The sequence below is a fragment of the Novosphingobium bradum genome (assembly GCF_042646485.1).
Lineage (GTDB): Bacteria > Pseudomonadota > Alphaproteobacteria > Sphingomonadales > Sphingomonadaceae > Novosphingobium > Novosphingobium bradum.
The window spans coordinates 20,496-33,682 of record NZ_JBHRTQ010000001.1; the positions used below are offsets into that span (position 1 = coordinate 20,496).

Annotated in this window: 12 protein-coding genes; 5 read left to right on the top strand and 7 right to left on the bottom strand. The window is 70.0% G+C overall.

Annotated elements, in window-relative coordinates; translation table 11 throughout:
* Positions 1-17: 17 nt before the first annotated feature.
* A complete protein-coding gene (locus ACFOD9_RS00105; protein WP_379508039.1) occupies positions 18-1,004 on the top strand; it encodes an alpha/beta fold hydrolase in 987 nt (328 codons plus the stop codon).
* Positions 1,001-1,879: an SDR family NAD(P)-dependent oxidoreductase gene (locus ACFOD9_RS00110; RefSeq protein ID WP_379508040.1), complete on the top strand. Its 879-nt coding sequence runs from the start codon at positions 1,001-1,003 to the stop codon at positions 1,877-1,879. Before ACFOD9_RS00105 ends, ACFOD9_RS00110 begins: the two co-directional genes overlap by 4 nt.
* A gap of 13 nt (positions 1,880-1,892) precedes the next feature.
* Here ACFOD9_RS00110 and ACFOD9_RS00115 read toward each other — a convergent pair whose 3' ends face one another.
* On the bottom strand, positions 1,893-2,309 hold the full coding sequence (locus ACFOD9_RS00115; protein ID WP_379508041.1) for an EthD domain-containing protein: 417 nt from the start codon (positions 2,307-2,309) through the stop codon (positions 1,893-1,895).
* A 108-nt stretch (positions 2,310-2,417) separates the two neighbouring features.
* Positions 2,418-3,740 carry a CoA transferase gene (locus ACFOD9_RS00120; RefSeq protein ID WP_379508042.1) on the bottom strand — a complete coding sequence of 441 codons (1,323 nt, stop codon included), beginning with the start codon at positions 3,738-3,740 and terminating at the stop codon, positions 2,418-2,420.
* A gap of 60 nt (positions 3,741-3,800) precedes the next feature.
* On the opposite strand from ACFOD9_RS00120, the gene ACFOD9_RS00125 reads away from it, so the two are divergent.
* Positions 3,801-4,766 (top strand): enoyl-CoA hydratase/isomerase family protein, encoded by a 966-nt coding sequence (locus ACFOD9_RS00125; RefSeq protein WP_379508043.1) that lies wholly within the window; start codon positions 3,801-3,803, stop codon positions 4,764-4,766.
* A 21-nt stretch (positions 4,767-4,787) separates the two neighbouring features.
* On the opposite strand, the gene ACFOD9_RS00130 is transcribed toward ACFOD9_RS00125, so the two are convergent.
* The 4 genes from ACFOD9_RS00130 to ACFOD9_RS00145 all read right to left on the bottom strand — a co-directional run bounded on the left by ACFOD9_RS00130 (position 4,788) and on the right by ACFOD9_RS00145 (position 9,004).
* Positions 4,788-6,272: a class I adenylate-forming enzyme family protein gene (locus tag ACFOD9_RS00130; protein WP_379508044.1), complete on the bottom strand. Its 1,485-nt coding sequence runs from the start codon at positions 6,270-6,272 to the stop codon at positions 4,788-4,790.
* A gap of 142 nt (positions 6,273-6,414) precedes the next feature.
* Positions 6,415-6,705, bottom strand: a complete 291-nt coding sequence (locus ACFOD9_RS00135; RefSeq protein ID WP_379508045.1) for a hypothetical protein — start codon at positions 6,703-6,705, stop codon at positions 6,415-6,417.
* 28 nt (positions 6,706-6,733) lie between these two features.
* Positions 6,734-7,960 (bottom strand): CaiB/BaiF CoA transferase family protein, encoded by a 1,227-nt coding sequence (locus ACFOD9_RS00140; RefSeq protein ID WP_379508046.1) that lies wholly within the window; start codon positions 7,958-7,960, stop codon positions 6,734-6,736.
* A gap of 225 nt (positions 7,961-8,185) precedes the next feature.
* Positions 8,186-9,004, bottom strand: coding sequence for an enoyl-CoA hydratase/isomerase family protein (locus tag ACFOD9_RS00145; protein ID WP_379508047.1), 819 nt, complete (start codon positions 9,002-9,004; stop codon positions 8,186-8,188).
* Positions 9,005-9,358: 354 nt separating this feature from the next.
* Here ACFOD9_RS00145 and ACFOD9_RS00150 point away from each other — a divergent pair, with 354 nt between their 5' ends.
* Both ACFOD9_RS00150 and ACFOD9_RS00155 read left to right on the top strand, forming a co-directional pair.
* Positions 9,359-10,165 (top strand): helix-turn-helix domain-containing protein, encoded by an 807-nt coding sequence (locus ACFOD9_RS00150; protein WP_379508048.1) that lies wholly within the window; start codon positions 9,359-9,361, stop codon positions 10,163-10,165.
* Positions 10,166-10,304: 139 nt separating this feature from the next.
* The gene (locus tag ACFOD9_RS00155) at positions 10,305-11,807 is read left to right on the top strand and encodes an aldehyde dehydrogenase family protein (protein WP_379508049.1); all 1,503 of its coding nucleotides are present in this window, start codon (positions 10,305-10,307) and stop codon (positions 11,805-11,807) included.
* Positions 11,808-12,000: 193 nt separating this feature from the next.
* Here the strand turns inward: ACFOD9_RS00155 and ACFOD9_RS00160 are convergent, their stop codons facing one another.
* Complete coding sequence (locus ACFOD9_RS00160; RefSeq protein WP_379508050.1) at positions 12,001-13,185, bottom strand: CaiB/BaiF CoA transferase family protein; 1,185 nt, start codon at positions 13,183-13,185, stop codon at positions 12,001-12,003.
* Between the last annotated feature and the right edge of the window lie 2 nt (positions 13,186-13,187).

Below are 13,187 nucleotides of genomic sequence, written 5' to 3' on the forward strand. Positions count from 1 at the left end.
GCCGGAGAGTGGAGACGATGCAGCAACCCTTCAGCCCGATGCGGCGCATCGTGCCGACCGACGGGCCGATCTTCCCGCTGGCCGGGCTGAACGGAGCCCGGCCTCCTGCCCCCGCCTGGTTCGAAAACGCCCTGGCCGTGGCGCCCGAGCGCGGCGAATTTTTCGGCAACGGCGTGCCGATCGAACTGCTCACCTGGGGCGAGGTGGGCAAGCCGGGGCTGTTGTTCCTTCATGGCTATGCCGGCCATGCCGACTGGTGGAGCTTCGTGGCCCCGTTCTTCGCGGCCGACTATCGCTGCGCCGCGATCTCCTTTGCCGGCATGGGCCGTTCGGGGCATCGGCCCGGCGGGATCTATGATTTTGGCGCCTGGGCCGATGATGCCCACCAGGCCATTGCCGCCGCCGGGCTGGACGCCAGCGGGGCAAGGCCGGTGGTCGTCGCCCAGTCGATGGCCGGCTTCGTCGCGCTGCTGGCCGCGATCCGGCACGACTGTTTCTCCGGGCTGATCCCGATCGACACCGGCTACCGCACCGAGGCGCTGCCCCCGGCAGATCGCGTCCGCCTGGGCCAGGGCCACCGCGACCGGCTGTTCGCCACCGTGGCCGAAGGGCTGGCGCGCTACCGGCTTTCGCCCGACCAGCCCTGCGCCAATCCCTTCGTGCTCGATCATGTCGCCCGGCTGTCGCTGCGCGAGGCCGACGGCGGCTGGCGCTGGCTGCTCGACCCGGCGATGACCACCGACCTCAGGCTGTGCTGGGAGCCGGAGATGCTGCGCCAGGCCGCCTGCCCGATGGCCTATGTCCATGGCCAGCGCTCGGCCCTGGTGGCGCACCGGATCGCGGGCATCCGCGCGGCGCTGAAGCCGGGCGATGTCGCCATCGAGATTCCCGACGCCGATCACAACGTGCTGGCCGACCAGCCGCTGGCGCTGATCGCGGTGGTGCGGACGGTGCTGGCCGGATGGCGGGCGGAGGCTGCGATTGGCAAGGGCGCAGGGCGATGAGCGCCCTGATGGCAGGCAAGGTGGCCGTGGTGACCGGCGCGGGGCGCGGGATCGGGCGGGCGGTGGCGCATGAATTCGCGCGGGCTGGCGCGGCGGTGGTGGTCAACAACCGCTCGCCGGAACCGGCCGATACGGTCGCCGCCGAGATCGTCGCCATGGGCGGACAGGCTGTCGCCCACAGCGGCGACGTGGCCGACTTTGCCGTGGCCGCCGGGCTGATCGCCATGGCGGTGGAGCGCTTTGGCCGGCTTGATGCGCTGGTCAACAATGCCGGGGCGCTGCGCGACCGGATGCTGGTCAACATGACCGAGGAGGACTGGGACGAGGCCGTGCGGATCAACCTGCGCGGCACTTTCGCGCCCCTGCAGGCGGCGGCGCGGCACTGGCGGGCGGCAGGAACCGGCGGCGCGATCCTCAACATGAGTTCGGAGGCCGGGCTCTATCACAATGTCGGGCAGGCCAATTACGGCGCGGCCAAGGCCGCCGTGCTCAACCTGACGGTGAGCGCAGCGGTGGAATTCGCCCGCTATGGCATCACGGTGAACGCAATTGCCCCGGTGGCCGCGACCCGGATGAGCGAACACCTGATCCCGGCGGAAAACCGCCGGGCTGGGCAGTTCGATCGCTATGAGCCGGAAACCATCGCCCTGCCGATCGTGTGGCTGGCGAGCGAGCGGGCGCGCGCAATCACCGGGCGCGCCTATGACATTCACGGCGACCGGATCTACGTGGCCGAAAGCTGGCGGCGTGGGCCGACCATCGAGACCGCCCTGCCGTGGACGGTGGAAACGCTGGGCGACGACCTGCTGCGGCTGCACCGCGAGGCCCAGCCCAATTGCGGGCTGAGCGGGATTCCGGGGCCAGTGCCGGGCTGAGGCGGGCGACGGGTCAGGCCGTGGCCTTGACCCCGGTGGTCAGGTGGCCATCGCCGGTGCCGTCATCGACCACATCCACCCGCACGAGGCGGAAGGCGGTGCGATCGGCGAAGCGCTTTTCGTCTTCGGCAAAGATCGCGTGGACCTCGGGCTGGGCGAGGATGCGGGTGATCTCGGTGAAGGCGGCCTCATCGGGCATCATCCATTCCGCGATGCAATCCCATTCCGGTTCCACCGGGCCGAAGCTGACCGTGCCGTCGGCATCGACCGAGGAACCCATCTCTGCCTCGATGTAGTTGCGGTGGTAGCCGATCATCAGGTGGCCGAACCAGTCGCGCCCCAGCCGCGAATGGCTGTTTTCGTAGTGTTCGCGGAACTGGGCGTGGGTGAGGCCGGGCTTGCGCCTGAGCAGCCAGAACACCTTGAACATGGCACCGACATCCCTCTTGTTGCGATTGGCCGGCATTGTTCGCGCGCCGGGCGGCGGCGTCCACCGGCCCGGTGCAGCATCGCCGCCGCGATGGGGGATCAGGGGGGATCAGCCGCTGGTAAGCGCGGCCAGCCGATCATTGTCGGCACCCAGCGCCCGGGCCGGTGGGGCGGGCCGGCGCATGGGGTAGAGCGGCGCGGTATCGGCTTCGGCGAGGCGCTGCCATGCGCTGAGGTCGGCGGGGCCGACGCTGGCCGCGGCGCAGGCATGGGCGATGCCCCGGGCCAGCGGCACCGAGAACAGGCTGCCGCCGCCAAGTGTCCACCCCGCCCAGGCGCAGAGCGCGGCGTGGAGGCCGGCGAGCGGATCGGCGATCGCATCGCCCGCGAACAGCACCTCGCCCCAGCCCGAGGCCATGGCCGCGCCCAGCCCGCCGGCGATCGCCGCATCGTCGCCAAAGCCGGTCCAGCCCGCCGCCGCGCCCTCGCGGCCGTGGGCGGTGATCGAGACCCAGGTGGCTCCGCGCGCGGCGGTGGCCGCCGCATCGATGCCCAGATCGGCCAGCGCGCGCGGGCGGCTGCCTTCGATCACAATGTCGGCCACGGCGATGAGCGCCCGGAGGCGGCGGACATCCTCGGGCGCGGCAAAATCGAGCGCGACGGCGCGCTTGCCGGCATTGAGCCAATCGTAGAAGCCGGCGTGGCCGCGCCGCGCGCCATCGGGGCGGCGGCGGCTTTCGACCTTGATCACCTCGGCCCCTGCCGCCGCGAGCAGCGAACCGGCGAGCGGCCCGGCCCAGAGCGCGGAGAGATCGACCACCAGCGGCTTGCCCTTGCGCGCGCGCGCCGGGCCATGGCGAGTGATGGTGAACGGCAGGTCCGGGGCTGACGCCGTGCGATTGGCGGCAATGGCGAGGCCGAGCAGGCGGCCGCGTTCGAGCAGGTCATCGACCGGGCGGCCCCGCGCGATCGCCATGAAGGCGGCAAGATCGGCCACCTCCTCGCCCAGCAGGGCGGGCAGCAGGTCCAGATCGTCCGGGCGCGGCAGGTTGAGCGCGATATGCCCGCCCTTGGCGGCGATCAGGTGGCACGAGCCATTGGCGGAGGTCTGCCCCCGGCGCGCAAGGCCGAGCAGCCGCGCCCGTTCGCCCAGCAGCAGCGCGCCGTTGATGGGCAGGCTGTCGCCCGGAAAACTGGCATCAGGCGCGATGGCCCGCAAGGCGCCGAGCGCGCCATCGGCGAGGGCGGTGAGCGCAACGGGGGCGACCAGCGCGGGGCCAGCGGCACGCCCGGTCACCGCCATCAGCCCGGCGCGGCGCCAGGCCAGCGCGGGATGATCGGCGGCGACCCCGGGCGCGCCGGCAAGGCCCAGCGCGCGCAGCAGCGTGGCGGCGTGGGCGCTGGCAAATCCGGGATCGCGGGCGGGGTCCATGGCTTCCTTTAGCGCGATGCGCGGTTGTCTCCCACCGGCTTCGCGTCCATCATCGCGCGCATGGACGCGATGCGGCTTGAACCCTGGATGCTGCGGCTCGACTGGCGCGAGGACGAACGCCCTTTCGCCCTGGTGGACCTGGCCCAGTGGCCGCGGGATGAGCCGTTCGACCCGCTGCCGCCGGTGCCGCTGGTGGGCCTGGGCGATCCGGCCGATCCGCGCGCCGCCGCGATGGACGTGGTGATCGAACCGCCGATCACGCTGGAGGCGCTGGCCACCGGGATCATGGCCGCGCCCCGGGCCGCCGCCGCGCTGGTCGATCTCCTGCGCGCCACCTATGCCCTGCCGCTGCGCGAGGCGCTGGTGGCCGAAAGCTTCGCCTATGCCATGCTCCAGGGCAGCGACGAGCACCGCGGCTGGACCGGCGCCCGGCAGTCCGCGCCGGCCGCGCCGGCCGCGCCGCCCCCTCCCCCCGGCCACCTGCACGTCGAACGCGACGGCGCGACGCTGGCCCTGCTGATCGACCGGCCCGAGGCGCGCAACGCCATCGACCGGGCGCTGCGCGATGCCCTGTTCGATGCCTTCACCCTGGCCGCGCTCGATCCCGCCATCACGCGCATCCGCCTGGCCGGCGCGGGCCGCAGCTTCAGCATGGGCGCGGACCTGACCGAGTTCGGCACCACGGTTGATCCGGTGACCGCCCATGCGATCCGGATGCGGACCCTGCCCGCGCTTGCCCTGCTGCCCCGGGTCGATGCGCTGGAGGTCCACGTGCAGGGCGGCTGCGTGGGTTCGGGGCTGGAGCTGGCGGCCTTCGCGGCGCGGCTGACCGCCTCGGCCGATGCCTGGTTCCAGCTGCCCGAGGTGGGCATGGGGATCATTGCGGGCGCGGGCGGCACGGTTTCGGTGCCGCGCCGGATCGGGCGCAGCCGCGCCGCGCTGCTGATGCTTTCAGGCAAGCGGATCAATGCCCGCACCGCGCTGGCCTGGGGGCTGGTCGATGCGGTGGCGGAGGGTCCGGGCTGAACCGGCCCCGCCCTTCCCCCATCAGAACAGCTTCTTGACCTCGCGGCGCAGGAGCTTGCCCATTTCGTTGTAGGGCAGTTCGGGCACGAAGACGATCCGCTCGGGCACGCGCGAGGAGCGCAGGCGTTCCTTGACCAGCGCCTTCAGCTCGTCCTCGCCCGGCTGGCCGTCCTTGCAGACCAGCGCCACGGCCACCGCCTCGCCCCATTCGACCGAGGGAATGCCCACGGCCGCGGCATCGGCCACGGCCGGGTGGGTGAGCAGGACATCCTCGATCTCGCCGGGCGACATATTCTCGCCCCCGCGCACGATCACGTCGTCGGCGCGGCCCGAAAGGAACAGGTAGCCGTCCTCGTCCATGTAGCCGGCATCGCGGGTGGGGAACCAGCCCTCGGCGTCGAGCGCGCTCTTTTCCTTGTATTCGCCCGAAACCTGATCGCCGCGCACGTAGATCTCGCCGGCCTCGTTCGGGCCGAGCACGCGGCCATCCTCGTCGCGGATTTCCATTTCCACGCTGGGGATCGGCTTGCCCAGCGAGGTCAGCCGCGCGCGGGCCTTGGGATCATCGGAAGCGAAAGCCTCGCGGTGATCCTCGGGGCCGAGCAGGGCCACGGTCGAACTGGTTTCGGTGAGGCCATAGGCATTGGTGAAGCCGGTTTCGGGGAACAGCACCAGCGCCTTGGAAATCACTTCGAGCGGCATCTTGCCACCGCCATAGGCGATCGCCTTGAGGGTGGAGACATCGGCCGGGAAGCCCTTGCCCATGGTGTCGATGATGCGGGTGAGCATGGTCGGCACGACGAAGGCATTGGTGGCCTTCTCGCTTTCGACCAGCTTGAGCCAGCCTTCCGGCGTGAACGCGGGCAGGAGCGCGATCTTGCGCTGCGAATAGATCGAGGAGAGCAGCGCCGAGATCCCGGCGATGTGATAGGGCGGAACCACCACCACGGCGGCATCGTCTTCCTCGGCCGAGGCGAATTCGACTGTGCCCAGGATATAGCCGAGCAGGTTCGAGTGGCGCAGGATCGCGGCCTTGGGTGCGGCGGTGGTGCCGCTGGTGAACAGCTGGATCGCGATGCCTTCGCCGCCATCGTATTCGGCGTCCTCGGGCACCGTGGCGGTGCGGGCGGCCTCGACGAACTGGGCGCGCGACATGGGCGTGTGACCCTGGCCGCCGGCGACATTTTCCACCCGCGTGACATCGCCGATCACCAGCGCCGGGGCGATCCGGCCCAGCAGGGCGGCCAGATCGGCATCGGCGAGCCGGTAGTTGAGCGGGCAATAAGGCACGCCGGCCAGGCCTGCGCCGAACAGCGCGATCGGCGCGGCCTCGCTGCTTTCATCGAGCAGGGCGACATAGTGCGCGCCGCTGGCACGGATCACCTGGGCGGCGCCGCGCGCTGCGTGGAGCAGCTCGCCATAGGTCCACGACACGCCGTCGCAGACCAGGCCGACGCGGTCCGGGGCGGCATCGGCCGCCATTTCCAGAATCAGGGCAATGTTCACGCGGGCAAACCTCTGGGTCGGATCGGATGGCGGCACCGGCCCGCTTCCCGGCCGGGCCACCCGGCGCCGTTGCGCTGGGGGTGGCCGGGCGGATGAGCGGACCGGTGCCGAATTGTGCGGAACGGGCGTTCCGGAGCGAAGGTCAGTCGGACGAAGGGAGCGGCTTGGCTTCCTTGAGGATCAGCGCCACGCCGCCCAGCGAGAGCGAGCCGGCGCCGGCCTTGGTGCAGAGCAGCTCGATCGAGCCGGCGGCATCGGTGTAGCGCTTGCCGGTCTTGGTGCCCTCGGCGAAGGCCGGGTCGATCGCGGGCTTGTCGTCGCCGCGTTCGGCCACCATCGGCGCGCCGCCGCAGGCCAGTTCGCCCTCGGCGGCCTTGATCACCATCACTTCGGTATCGCAGCAGGCGCTCTTGAGCTTGGTTCCAGCTTTCATGGTCTTGTTTCCACTCTTGAAGGGTTGGTCAGGCGATGGCGCCCACGGCTTTCAGCTCTTCGATCCGGTCCCACTCGATACCGATTTCCATCAGGAAAGTCTCGGTATGCTCCGACGCCTGGGGCGCGCGGGTGGTGACGACCGGCTCGTGGTTGAACTGCACCGGGCAGCGGGCCAGCTTGATCGGCTCGCCGCCGTCGATCGCCTCGACCTCGAACAGCATATCGTTGGCCAGCGCCTGCTCGTCGGCGGCGAGGGCCAGATAGTCCTGCGCGGGCGCCCACTGGCCCTTGAAGGTCCGCAGGTGCTCGCGCCAGTAGGCGAAGGGCTTGGCGCCGAAGGCGGCGACCATCACTTCGCTGGCCGCTTCCCAGTTCTTCATCAGCGCCTCGGCGGTGGCAAAGCGCTCGTCATCGGCGGCCTCGGGAATGCCGAGGTGGGTGAACAGGTCGCGGATGTACGGCCCGGGGGTGAGCGTGGCGAGGTTGATCACGCCGCCGCCCTGGCAATTGAAGTTGCCGACGAACGGATTGCCCGGGTTGGAGCCGGAGCGCGGCAGGCGCGCGCGCTGCTGCTGGCCGGTCTCGATCGCGATGTCGAGCGAGGCGGCGGTGGCCCACCAGGCCGAGGACAGCAGCGAGACGTCAAGCTCGACCGCCTCGCCGGTGCGTTCGCGGTGGAACAGGGCGGCGGAAATGCCGCCGGCGATGTTCATGCCGCCGATAGAATCGCCAAAGGCGGCGGCGGGCTGGGCCAGCAGGCCATCAAGCTCGCCCGGCGTGGTGGCGACGCCGACGCCGCCACGGGTCCAGAAGGCGGTGGAATCGAACCCGCCGACGTCGCGCTCCGGCCCCTTGTCGCCGAAGGCGGAACCGCGCGCGTAGATGATGTTCGGATTGGCCGCGCGGATGTGTTCGATGTCGAACTTGTGGCGCTGGCGGACCGAGGGGAGATAGTTGGTCAGGAACACGTCGCAGTGCTTGGCGATCTCGTAGAGCAGGGCCTGGCCTTCGGGCGTGGAGACATCGATGCCCACGCTGCGCTTGCCGCGATTGGGATGCTCCATCAGGATGTGGCGCAGCGGGTTGGCGGCGATGCCGGTGACGTTGATGAACCCGCGCTGGGTATCGCCGCGAACCGGGTGCTCGATCTTGATGACGTCGGCGCCCCAGTCGGCCAGCACGGCGCCGGCGGCGGGCACGAAGGTGAACTGGGCCACTTCGAGCACCCGCACACCCTTCATCACTTGTGTCATGTCAGAAACTTCCCATGAACTGATGCCCCGGGCCTGCGCCGCGGAGCGAAAAACCATCCTGTGCCTATAAGCGAAGGGCCGCTACAGGCAAGGTCGGCCAGAGGCAAGGCGCGCACCGCGCGGGCGCGGCCCCTGCCGCCTGCCTCCGCCGACCGATCGCGGGCACGATGGAGTTGCCGCGCGGCTCCGGCCCACGCGGCTCCGGCCCACTCAGCCCCACCCCACTCAGCCGTTATCGCGCTGCTTGCCCTTGCCGATCCCGGAGACGTGGCTCTTGAAGATTTCCTGGTAGCCGGGCGACAGCATCAGCACCGAATTGGCCATGCGCTCGATGTGGCGGCCCTGCTCGCGGTCAAGGTCGGCGCACAGCTCGATCGCCAGCTTGGCCGTGCCCATCTGCTCGCCGTGCTGGCGGGCAAGGTGGCGGCAGAAATCGAGGCAGCGCTCCTCGAAGCCTTCATCGGGCCACAGCTCGTGGATCAGGCCCATGTGCATGGCCTTGTGCGCGTCGGCGGTGAAGCCGCCCATGACGAGGTAGCGTGCCCAGTGCGGGCCGATCACCCGGGTCAGCCGACTGACCCCGTTGGACGCGGGCAGCACGCCGAACTTGCCCTCGGGCAGGCTGTAGGCGGCGCTGTGCGAGGCGAGGCGGAAATCGCACGACAGCGACATCTCCAGCCCGCCGCCGACCACCGTGCCCTGGTGGGCGACGACGAAGGGCTTCTCGATGTGCTCCATCTCGTCCCATAGCGCCTGCATCCCGCGCATCTCGAGGCGGTGGAATTCGCGGATGCCGACGCCGGTATCGCGGGCGCGGCCGGAATCGGGGCTGCCTTCGCGCAGGTCGGCCCCGGCGGAGAAATACTTGCCCCGGGCGCGGATCAGCATGACCTTGAGCGCGGCTTCGTCACGAAAACGCAGCACGGCCGCGCGCAGGGTGGCCATCAACTCGTTGCTGAGCGCGTTGAACTTTTCCGGCCGGTTGAGCGTGGCGATCAGGATCGCCCCCTCTTCCTCGATCAGCATATGCGGGGCGTCGGTCAAGGCATCCTCCTGGCTGGATTCGTGCGCGACGAATCAATCGGTTCAACAATTGTGGCCACCCGATTAGCGCCTGGCCGCCGCGTGTCAGCAGCAAATCGCGCCGGATGGGCCGGGGTCGGGCCGGGGCCGGGACAGGTCCGAGTCGGACCGCACCGGCCGGCCCGGCACGCCGTGAAACGGCAACCGCACGGGTGCCGGACCGGCCGCGAAGCCCTTCCGGCAGGCGCTGATTCCCCTGCGAATTCGCACTTCTAACCCGGTTGTCGCAAAAAACCGAGAGCCTGTCATTTTTTTGATTGACGCCCCCCGGCAAACGGGGAATGTCTAACTCATAAAACAAGTGGAGAGTCTCGAATGGCGACGGTCCTCGAATCGAACAAGGTCAAGATCGCCAAGCGCGTGATCGAGGTGTTCGAGTATTTCGACGAGAACCACCCGACCGCCACGGTGATGGACATCGTGCGCCGCTATGGCCGCCCGCAGTCCAGCACCTCCGAGCTGCTCTCCAGCCTGGTTGACATGGGCCTGCTCTACAAGGACCGCCGCCAGCGCTCCTACTGGCCCACCCCGCGCCTGGCCGTGATGGGCGCGGGCGCCCAGCCCGCCCCGGTGCGCGATGGCCGGCTGTTCGTGTTCATGGACCGGCTGGCCCGCTCCACCCGCTACAGCGTGGCCCTGTTCGGCATGGTCGGCACCCACGTCCAGGTGTTCCACTGGTCGCCCGGCTCCGATCCGCGCGCCGCCGCCATCCATCGCGGCAGCTCCGAGCCGCTCTCGTCGAGCGTGGCCGGCCAGTTGCTGCTGTCCAGCATGGAGAGCGACCAGGTGGCCGGGATGCTGCGCCGCCTCAACGCCGAATCCGAGGGCGGCCGGCTCAAGGTGGCCGAACTGGCCGAACAGGTCGCGGCGCTGCGCCATGCGGGCCACGCCACCGGCGCGGCCGGCTTCCTGCCCGATCACCAGGTGACCGCGATCATGCTGCGCGCCCAGCCGGAAGAACGCCCGCTGGCGCTGGGCATCATCTATCCCGAAGGCGCCGCGGTCGATACCAACGCCATGCTCGCCACGCTGGAGCGCGGGATCGGCGGCGCCGCGCCCCTGGCCGACGGGGCCGAGGCGCAGGACGCGCCGCTGATGGCCCCGATGATGGCAGCGGTCTGACCCAGGGCGCCGGGCGGCTTCGGCCTCCCCTTTTCCCGATGGCCGGCATCCCGGGGCTTGCCCCCGCGCGCGCCGGCCAACCATCTGTGCCGGACAGGACAGCCCGCGACCAGGCGGGCGCTGCAAGGGGATGCCATCGATGACCGTGCATGACAGCCAATTTCGCGCCGACTACGCCCGGCTCTTCATCGATGGCGCGTTCGTGGCCCCTGCGGCCGGGACCGAGGAAGCGATCACCCCGATCACCGGCAAGGCCATCGGCAGCGCGCCGGTCGGCACCGCGGCCGAGGCCGAGCGCGCGCTGGCCGCCGCTCACCGCAGCTTCGAGGACGGGGTCTGGGCCAATGCCGATCGCAAGCTGCGCTCCGCCGCGATCCGCCGCCTGCTCGACATGGTCCAGGCCCGGCGCGAGGAGATCGTCCGGCTGATGATGCTGGAAATGGGCTACACCCGGATGGAGTGCGAAGGCCAGCTCCTGCTGGGCACCGACCAGCTGGAAAAGATCATCGCGCTTTCCGCGCGCGATCCGATGAAGACCCTGCCGCTGATCTCCACCCCCTCGTGGGACGGCACGACCAGGCTGGGCGGCGCGGTGACCGCGCGCGATCCGATCGGCGTGGTGAGCTGCATCACCCCCTACAACGCCGGCTTCCTGCTGGGCCTGATCAAGTCGGCCCCGGCCATCGCGGCGGGCAATTCGATGGTGCTCAAGCCCGCGCCGATCACCCCGCTGCAATCGCTGCTGCTGGCCGAGATGATGGCCGAGCTGGACCTGCCGCCGGGCGTGTTCAACTTGGTCACCGGCGGCCCCGAGGTGGGCACCGCGCTCAGCGCCGATGCGCGGGTGAGCATGATCAGCTTCACCGGATCGGACAAGGTCGGCTCGATGATCATGGCCCAGGCCGCGCCCTACCTGATCAAGTGCCACCTCGAACTGGGCGGCAAGTCGGCGCTGATCATACGCCACGATGCCGATATCGCCCGCGCCCTGCCGAGCGCGCTGTTTTCCAACTTCGCCCAATCCGGCCAGGGCTGCGCCTGCACCACCCGCGTGCTGGTCGACAACCGCATCCGCGCCGACTTCGTCGCCGCGCTCAAGGGCGCGGTGGCACAGTGGCAGCAGGGCGATCCGTTCGAGCCGGGCGTGGTCATGGGGCCGTTGATCCGCGATGTCGCCTGCCAGCGGGCCGAGCAGTTCGTGGCCCGCGCGCTGGAGGAAGGCGCCAGCCTGGTCCACGGCGGCGCCCGCTCGACCGGGCTGGCCCCGCACCTGGCCGGCGGGTTCTATTTCCAGCCGACCATCTTCGACAATGTCGGCGCGAACAGCCACCTGGGCCAGAACGAGGTGTTCGGCCCGGTCATGGCGATCATGGGCTTCGACAGCGACGAGGAGGCGATCCGCATCGCCAACAGCACCCAGTTTGGCCTGGGCGGCGCGATCATCTCGGCCGATGCCGGCAAGGCGATGGACATGGCGCTGCGGATCCGCACCGGCATGGTCCAGCTCAACGGCGGCTCGGGCCGGCTGCACCCCGATATGCCGTTCGGCGGCTACAAGCGGTCGGGGCTGGGCCGCGAATGGGGCGAGGAAGGGTATAACGAATATACCCAGATCAAGTCGATCTCCTTCCCGGTGGGGTAAACGGGCCGGTCGGGTTGGAATCTGCTGACATGAGATTGAAGCGCCGGTCTCCCCTCCCCACCGGGGAAGGGCTTTGCGCTTCAACGCCAAGTCATCCCGCTCCAGGACCGGCCAGTCGGCCAGAACGGATAGCGGGCGGCCGGGCACACCCCGCACCGCCTCCCCGGTCAGACGCCAGCATCAGACGCCAGCATCAGACAATCGCGCGCTCGTGCAGGGCGGCGATGTCGGCCTCTGAATAGCCCAGGTCGGCCAGCAGCGCGTCGGTGTGTTCGCCCACGGTGGGTGCGCGGGTGCGGATCGAGGGCGGGGTGGCCGACATCCGGAACGGGGTTTCGATCACCGGCGCGGGGCTGGGCAGCCCCGGATAGTCGAGCGGCTTGAGATAGCCCATCGCCTGGACATGGGGATCATCGAGCACCTGCTGGGGCGAGAGCACCGGGCTGGCCGGCACGCGCGCCTCGCCCAGCGCGGCCATGGCTTGCTCCATGGTCTTGCCCTGGCACCATTCGCTCATCCGCGCGTTCAGCGGCGCGATGTTGGCGGCGCGCTGTTCATCGTCGGCGAAGCGCGGATCGGTGAACCATTCCTCGCGCTCCATCAGGCGGCACCAGCGCTTGAACATCGGCTGGCCGGTGACCTGGACGAGAATCCAGCCATCGCCCACCGCGAACAGGTCGCTCGGCCCGATCGCCATGCCGCGGTTGCCGACCCGCCCGGCATCCTTCTTGAGGATCGCCTGTTCGATGCACAGGGCATTGGAGATCATCAGCGCGCTGGGCAGGAGCGCGGCCTCGACCTGCTGCCCTTCGCCGGTGGCGTTGCGGTGGATGATCGCGGCCATGACCGCGATGGTCAGCGAGAGCGCCGTGGAATAGTCCACATAGGGGACAGCGGTGCGATAGGGCTGTTCGGGCGCGCCGGTGCGGTAGACCGCGCCCGACATGACCTGGCCCACCCCGTCGAAGCCCACGCGCTTGGAATAAGGCCCGCCCCGGCCATAGGCCGTGGCGCTGGCGAGGATGATGTCGGGCTTGATGGCTTTGAGCGTTTCATAGTCCAGCCCGTTCGCGGCCATGGCCTCGTCGGGCATATTGGCGATGACCACGTCGGCGCTGGCCACCAGCTTCGCGGCGATCGCGCGGCCTTCGGGCGTGGTGGTATCAAGGGTGAGCGAGCGCTTGTTGCGGTTGTTCGAGAGGTAGCCGGCGCTGGCCCCGTTGGGACCGACCGACTGGACCCAGCGATCCTCCCCGCCTTCGCGCTTTTCCACGCGGATCACGTCCGCGCCGAGGTCCGCCAGGATCGCGCTGCACCACGGCGCGGCGATGAACCGGCCGAAATCGAGGACCCTCAGTCCCTTGAACACCTGCTGCATGG